Source organism: Azospirillum melinis, assembly GCF_013340935.1.
In the GTDB taxonomy this organism is placed as follows: Bacteria; Pseudomonadota; Alphaproteobacteria; order Azospirillales; family Azospirillaceae; genus Azospirillum; species Azospirillum melinis.
The window spans coordinates 22,191-28,629 of record NZ_WHOS01000080.1 but is presented as its reverse complement, the minus strand read 5'-3'; the positions used below and the strand labels follow the sequence as shown (position 1 = coordinate 28,629).

The following is a 6,439-nucleotide window of genomic DNA, read 5'->3' as shown; positions in this document are numbered from 1 at the left end:
CGATACTGTTACAGTTTCTCTGCTCAAAAGATGCACAGACGATCCTCGATTGTGCCGATCCCCAAAGAGACCCAGCACCACAAGGCCGCAACGGCTACCAACTGCCGCCGCCTGCGCATCCCTTCTCGACTTCACGATCTACAATGTCCAAGATCCATCCCGATCACGACAGATCATCATCCGGTGAACCGGGCTGATGCATCGTCATTTTAAGATCGGAAGAGCGCAAACCGGTCGGTTCGCGCTGGCAGGCAACTTTTCTATCTCTTTCACCCGATTGGGTCAAGCCCTTTTTTCGGCTGCTCCACCGAAGCGTCAGCGGAGCGATGAGTAGAAACGCAGCTGCCCCAATCCATCGAGGCCTCGTCCCTTGGCGTCTTCGCTCTCGTGAGGAGTGCCGCCGGTCGAGCGGCCGGGTATATACGCAGCCCTTTGCGGCTCGTCCAGGATAAAATGCACCGGCATAGCGATTTTGCCCTACCCCGCCTGTCGCAACGTAAAGCTTTGCGGTCGGCCGGAAAATGGCGGCCTTACGGTGCCATCGCGCTTGCGGAGGGGCAACTGGGGGACGATACAGGGGCGCCCCTGCTCCAATCTTCCTGTCCGGCCATGCACGACCCTGCCCTTCTGTTCGACGTCCTGTTCCTGCTGCTGGCCGCAATTATGGTGGTGCCGCTGTTCCAGGTTCTGCGCATTCCCGCGGTTCTCGGCTACCTGGTGGCCGGTGCTATGCTCGGTCCGCACACGCCGGGTCCGGTGGTCGATCTGGCGGTGCCGCAGGTGCTGTCGGAATTCGGTGTCGTCTTCTTGCTGTTCGCCATCGGGCTGGAACTGCCGGTCTCGCGCCTGCGCGCCATGAGGCATTACATCTTCGGCCTGGGGTTGATGCAGGTCGGGCTGACCAGCGCCGCCATCGGCGTTGCCGCCTGGTGGCTCGGCCTGGCGCCCGAGGCGGCACTGATCGTCGGCGGCATGCTGGCCTTCTCCTCGACCGCAACGGTGTTGAAGCTGCTGGTGGAGCGTGGCGAGACGGTCGCCCGCTTCGGCCGTATTTCCGTCGCCGTGCTGATCTTCCAGGATCTGGCGGTGGTGCCGCTGCTGACCCTGCTGCCGCTGCTGGCCGATCCCGATGCCAGCATTCCGCTGGCCCTGGCGCTCGCCGCGGTGAAGGCGGTTGCCGCGATCCTCGGCATCATGCTGCTGGGCCGGTTCGTGGTGCGGCCGGCCTATCGCTTCATCGCCTCGGCCGGCAATCCGGAGCTGTTCACCGCCACAAACCTGTTCGTGGTGCTGGCGGTCGGCTGGCTGACGGCGGAGGCCGGCATGTCGATGGCGCTGGGCGCCTTCCTGGCCGGGATGCTGCTGGCCGACACCGCCTATCGCCATCAGGTCGAAGCGGACATCGAGCCGTTCCGCGGCCTGCTGCTCGGCCTGTTCTTCATGACGGTCGGCATGTCGCTCGATCTGCCGGCGATGGCGGTGGAGGCGCAGACCATCGCGGCGCTGACCGCTGCCCTGCTGGTCGGCAAGAGCCTGCTGCTGTTCCTGCTTTGCCGGCTGTCGGGGCTGGGGCTGGCGACCTCGCTCCGGATCGGGCTGCTGCTGTCGCAGGGCGGCGAGTTCGCCTTTGTCCTGATCGGCAAGGCGGTCGGCCTGTCGGTGCTGGACGGCCACACCGGATTGCTGCTGTCGTCCTCGGTGGCGCTCAGCATGGCGGTGACGCCGGCGATCGGGGCGGTCGCCCAGCGCATTGCCCAACTGATCGAGGCCCGGTTGGGCGCCGAGGCTTTCGGCATCGAAACCAGCGATCTGAAAAGCCATGTGCTGATCTGCGGCTATGGCCGTGTCGGCAAGGCGGTCGCCAAGCTGCTGACCGAGCACAACATCGCCTATGTCGCGTTGGATCTGGAGCCGCAGCGCATCGCCGCCGCACGGCATGACGGGCTGCCGGTCTATTACGGCGATGCCAGCCAGGGCACTGTGCTGCGCGCTGCCGGGATCGAGCGGGCGCGGGCGGCCGTCATCACGCTGAACCGGCCGGACGCCGCCCACCGCGCCGTGGAGGCTATCCATGCCACGGCCCCCACTCTGCCGATCATTGCCCGCGCCCACGATCTGGGCCAGAGTGCTGCACTGGCAAGTGCGGGCGCCAGCGCCATCGTGCCGGAAACCATGGAGGCCAGCCTGCAGTTGGCCGGCCTCGTCCTGCGCAGCGCCGGGGTCGAGGCCGCGGCGGTGGACCTCAGCCTGAAGGCCCACCGCGACGGCAATTACCGGACGCTCGCCGATCAGCAGTCGACAAGCTGAGCGACGTTACCGGGCGAACACCCGCGCCCGATCGATGTGGATCGCGCAGCGGTCGCCGGCGGCGATGCCGAGCGTGGCGAGGCGTTCGCGGTCCATCTCCGCCTCCAGCGACAGGCCAGCGAGGTCGATGTCGATCCGGGCATCCGGCCCGACGACATGGATGCCGGAAATGCGTGCCGGACCGGCCGAGGCTGGGGTGACCCCAAGGTCATGCGGGCGGACATAGGCAACCGCCGGCCCCTGCACGCCGCCCTGGGTCGGGATGGCCAAGGCGCCGCCGCCGACGTGGGCGATGCCGCCCTCCACCGTGCAGTCGAAACGGTTCACCTGACCAAGGAACTCATAGACGAAGGCGGAGGCCGGGTGATCGTAGACCTCCGCAGGCGTGCCGATCTGCTCGATCCGGCCCTGGTTCATCACGACGACCCGGTCGGCCAGTTCCAGCGCCTCCTCCTGGTCATGGGTGACGAAGACGGAGGTGATGTGGATGTCGTCATGCAGCTTGCGCAGCCAGCGCCGCAACTCCTTGCGGACCTTGGCGTCGAGGGCGCCGAAGGGTTCGTCGAGCAGCAGCACCTTCGGCTCGATGGCGAGAGCGCGGGCCAGCGCCACGCGCTGGCGCTGGCCGCCCGACAGCTGCGCCGGATAGCGCCCGGCGAAGGGCGACAACTGCACCAGTTCCAGCAGCTCGGTCACCCGCCGCTTGATTTCGGCGGAGCCGGGGCGCTCGCCGCGTGGCCGCACCTTGAGGCCGAAGGCGACGTTGTCAAACACCGTCATGTGGCGGAACAGGGCGTAATGCTGGAAGACGAAGCCGACCTGCCGGTCGCGCGGCTTCAGCCCCAGCGCTTCCTCGCCATTCAGCAGCAGGCTGCCACCGTCGGGGCTTTCCAGCCCGGCCATGATGCGCAGCAGCGTGGTCTTGCCCGAGCCGGAGGGGCCGAGCAGGGCCAGAAGCTCCCCCGATTTCACTTCCAGATCGACGGAATCGAGGGCGGTGAAGTCGTTGAAGCGCTTGGTGATGCCTGAAACCTGGATCGCCATTGGTCCCGTTTTCCTCTCCAGAGCCCGGCGATCAGTGCCGGGACGCCGCCAGCTCGTCCCCGAATCGCCACTCCAGCGCGGTCTTCACGACCAGCGTGACCAGGGCCAGCATGGCCAGGAGCGAGGCGACCGCGAAGGCGGCGACGAAATTGTATTCGTTGTAAAGAATCTCGACATGCAGCGGCATCGTGTTGGTCTCGCCACGGATATGGCCGGAGACGACCGACACGGCGCCGAACTCGCCCATCGCGCGGGCGTTGCACAGCAGCACGCCGTAGAGCAGGCCCCATTTGATGTTGGGGATCGTCACCCGCCAGAAGGTCTGCCAGCCGGACGCGCCCAACACCAGTGCCGCTTCCTCCTCGTCGGAGCCCTGTTCCTGCATCAGCGGGATCAGTTCGCGCGCCACGAAGGGGAAGGTGACGAAGATGGTGGCGAGCACCAGTCCAGGCACGGCGAAGATGATCTGAACGCCCATGTCGCGCAGGTAGGAGCCGAACAGACCGTTCATGCCGAACAGCAGGACGTAGATCAGGCCGGAGATCACCGGCGACACCGAGAAAGGCAGGTCGATCAGCGTGATCAGCAGATTCTTGCCGCGGAAGTCGAACTTGGCGACGCACCAGGAGGCGGCGACGCCGAACAGCAGGTTGGCCGGCACCGAAATGGCGGCAACGATCAGCGTCAGCTCGATCGCGGCGACCGCGTCCGGTTCGGTCAGCGCCAGCCAATAGGCGCCGAAGCCGCGGCGCAGCGCCTCGGCGAACACCGCCACCAGGGGAAGCAGTAGGAACAACGCCAGGAACAGCAGGGCTCCGCCGATCAGGAGCGCCCGGACCCAGGTGGGCTCGGTCAGCGCGGATCGCCCCGGCGGCACCGGGATGGAGGCCGGGGCGGTGATGCTGGTGTCAGCGGGCATGGCGCGACCTCATCCACTGCTGAAGGAGGTTGAGGATCAGGAGCATGACGAAGGATACCCCCAGCATCGCCGTACCGACCGCGGCGGCGCCGGCATAGTCGTACTGCTCCAGCTTGATGACGATCAGCAGCGGCAGGATCTCCGTCAGGCCCGGCATGTTGCCGGCGATGAAGATGACCGAGCCGTATTCACCGACACCGCGGGCGAAAGACAGGGCGAAGCCGGTGACCAGCGCCGGCAGGATGGCCGGCAGGATGACGCTGCAGAAGGTCTGGAAACGCGAGGCGCCCAGCGAAGCTGCCGCCTCCTCTTCCTCCGCCGGCAAATCCTGCAGGATCGGCTGCACCGTGCGGACTACGAAAGGAAGGCCGATGAAGGTCAGGGCGATGGCGATGCCGAGCGGCGTGAAGGCGACCTTCATGCCGAACAACTCGTTCAGCGGCTTGCCCAGCCAGCCGTTTGGGGCATAGAGCGCACTCAGCGCGATGCCGGCCACAGCCGTCGGCAGGGCGAAGGGCAGATCGACCAGCGCATCCACCAGCCGCTTGCCGGGGAAGTCGTAGCGGACCAGCACCCACGCAACGAGGAAACCGAAGATCGCGTTGGTCAGCGCCGCGGCGAAGGACAGCCCGAAGCTGACCTCGAAGGCGGCGAGAACGCGGGGTGTCGTCACCGCCGACCAGAACCCGCTCCAGCCGAGCCCGCTGGACCTGACGATCAGGGCGGCCAGCGGGACCAGCACGATGAAGCCGAGATAGCTGAGCGTGAAGCCCAGCGTCAGCCCGAATCCGGGGAGAATGCTGGGCTTCCGGAAGAGAGGAACGGGGGCGCGGACCGTCACCGCACCCCCCTTTCCTGCCAGAGCGCCGTCGCTGTCGGCAGCGGCGACCATAGGTCAACGCCCCTTCTGGAAGATCTGATCGAAGACACCACCGTCCGAGAAATGCTTCTCCTGTGCGGCACGCCAGCCCCCGAATTGGTCGATGGTGACCAGCTTAACATCGGCGAAGCGTCCCGCATACTGGGTCGCCAGTTCCGGGAGACGGGGACGGTAGAAGTTCTTGGCGGCGATCTCCTGCCCTTCGCGGGTATAGAGGAACTGGAGATAAGCCTCGGCAACCTTGCGGGTTCCCTTGCGGTCGACGACCTTGTCGACGACGGCGACCGGCGGCTCAGCCAGGATCGACAGGCTGGGGACAACGATTTCGAACTTGTCGGCGCCGAATTCCTGCAGAGACAGGTAGGCCTCGTTCTCCCAGGCCAGCAGCACGTCGCCGATCTCGCGCTGGGTGAAGGTCACGGTGGCGCCGCGGGCGCCGCTGTCCAGAACCGGGACGTTCTTCAGCAGTTGCGCCACGAATTCCTTGGCCTTGCCCTCGTCACCGCCATTGGCCTGGAGGGCGTAGGCCCAGGCGGCCAGATAGTTCCAGCGCGCGCCGCCCGATGTCTTTGGGTTCGGGGTGATGACCTGGACGCCCGGCTTCACCAGATCGTTCCAGTCCTTGATCCCCTTCGGATTGCCCTTCTTCACCAGGAACACGATGGTCGAGGTGTAAGGGGAGCTGTTGTTCGGCAAGCGGCTCTGCCAGTCCTTCGGCAGCAGCCCGGTATCGGCGATGGCGTCGATGTCGTAGCCCAGCGCCAGGGTCACGATGTCGGCATCCAGCCCGTCGATCACCGAGCGCGCCTGCTTGCCGGAGCCGCCGTGCGATTGGCGCACGGTCAAGGCGCGGCCGGTTTCGGCTTCCCACTTCTTGGCAAACGCCTTGTTGAACTCAACATAGAATTCCCGGGTGGGATCGTAGGACACGTTCAGCAGCGAGTCCTTGGAATCGGCGGCGGCCACACCCAGCCAAGCCATGGTCAGACCGGCGGCGAGAAGAGTCAGGCGGCGAAGCGACATGACAGAGGGTCTCCTTCGGTGGCTCCTGAATTGCACGGGAATTTTTCGTGGTACCCGCGACAACTTTTCTATTTCTTGTGTAGAGTTTGCCGATGGCTGGGGCGCTTGGGAAGTGGTTTTTTCGCCGATTCCCACGGGAAATCCGCAAGATACAATCAACCCATTGGCGGTAAAGCAAAAAACGCCTCCAGAAAATCCGAACCGCTTCTGGTCGCCAAGCCCGCGCCAAATGGTGGCAGATGGGTAAGCATGGCCGGAAACGGCAA

Annotated in this window: 6 protein-coding genes; 2 read left to right on the top strand and 4 right to left on the bottom strand. The window is 65.6% G+C overall.

Annotation, left to right across the window (positions count from 1 at the left end; translation table 11 throughout):
* Both GBZ48_RS36020 and GBZ48_RS32570 read left to right on the top strand, forming a co-directional pair.
* On the top strand, positions 1 to 197 hold a 197-nt coding region (locus GBZ48_RS36020; RefSeq protein ID WP_211105970.1), incomplete at its 5' end, for a hypothetical protein.
* Between the two features lie 412 nt (positions 198 to 609).
* Positions 610 to 2,307: a monovalent cation:proton antiporter-2 (CPA2) family protein gene (locus GBZ48_RS32570; protein WP_174474812.1), complete on the top strand. Its 1,698-nt coding sequence runs from the start codon at positions 610 to 612 to the stop codon at positions 2,305 to 2,307.
* Positions 2,308 to 2,313: 6 nt separating this feature from the next.
* Here GBZ48_RS32570 and GBZ48_RS32565 read toward each other — a convergent pair whose 3' ends face one another.
* Genes GBZ48_RS32565 through GBZ48_RS32550 form a run of 4 tightly spaced genes read right to left on the bottom strand, consistent with a single transcriptional unit; the run spans position 2,314 to position 6,173 of the window.
* The gene (locus tag GBZ48_RS32565) at positions 2,314 to 3,351 is read right to left on the bottom strand and encodes a sulfate/molybdate ABC transporter ATP-binding protein (protein ID WP_174474811.1); all 1,038 of its coding nucleotides are present in this window, start codon (positions 3,349 to 3,351) and stop codon (positions 2,314 to 2,316) included.
* Positions 3,352 to 3,382: 31 nt separating this feature from the next.
* Entirely contained in the window at positions 3,383 to 4,270 is an 888-nt protein-coding gene (cysW, locus tag GBZ48_RS32560) for a sulfate ABC transporter permease subunit CysW (protein ID WP_109050696.1), read from the bottom strand.
* Positions 4,260 to 5,162, bottom strand: coding sequence for a sulfate ABC transporter permease subunit CysT (gene cysT, locus GBZ48_RS32555; RefSeq protein WP_174474810.1), 903 nt, complete (start codon positions 5,160 to 5,162; stop codon positions 4,260 to 4,262). The genes cysW and cysT overlap by 11 nt, the downstream gene beginning before the upstream one ends.
* 3 nt (positions 5,163 to 5,165) lie before the next feature.
* Positions 5,166 to 6,173 carry a sulfate ABC transporter substrate-binding protein gene (locus tag GBZ48_RS32550; RefSeq protein ID WP_281362517.1) on the bottom strand — a complete coding sequence of 336 codons (1,008 nt, stop codon included), beginning with the start codon at positions 6,171 to 6,173 and terminating at the stop codon, positions 5,166 to 5,168.
* Positions 6,174 to 6,439 lie beyond the last annotated feature (266 nt).